Source organism: Mangrovimonas futianensis, assembly GCF_021245805.1.
Lineage (GTDB): Bacteria > Bacteroidota > Bacteroidia > Flavobacteriales > Flavobacteriaceae > Mangrovimonas > Mangrovimonas futianensis.
The window spans coordinates 1-487 of sequence record NZ_JAJJNF010000033.1; the positions used below are offsets into that span (position 1 = coordinate 1).

Annotated in this window: 1 protein-coding gene; it reads left to right on the plus strand. The window is 55.0% G+C overall.

The genetic code is table 11. The features are described 5' to 3' along the window. The coding region (locus LOK78_RS16410) for an FIDD domain-containing protein (RefSeq protein ID WP_232635669.1) at positions 1-487 on the plus strand (487 nt) is incomplete at both ends.

Genomic DNA, 487 nt, shown 5'->3' on the forward strand with positions numbered 1-487 from the left:
TTGCCAACACCGACCCCTGCAGAGAACCTTCAGGATCTTGTGGCCTGTGACGATACCGATACGGGAGACCTGTCCGAGAGCTTTGACCTAACGGTGATGGAGGACAGTATCATCCTTCCGGGAGAGAACGGCCTAACGGCTACCTACCATACCACGGAAGAAGGTGCAGAGGAAGGGGACACATCCATAGCAGATGCTACGGCCTTTGTGAACACCCAGACCCCACAGACCGTATGGGTAAGGGTCACCAACGACCAAACGGGCTGTTACAACGTGACCAGCTTCCAGGTAGTGGTCAACCCGCTTCCCGATGCATCGGCAGAGCTTGAAGACCTGATTGCCTGTGAACTGAACACCGATGGTGTCTATACCTTTGACCTGACACAACAGGATGCCACCATACTGAACGGACAGGATCCGTCATCCTATGGAGTGACCTATTACACAAGCTTGTCCGGGGCACAGAACGCCACGGGCGGCATTGCCA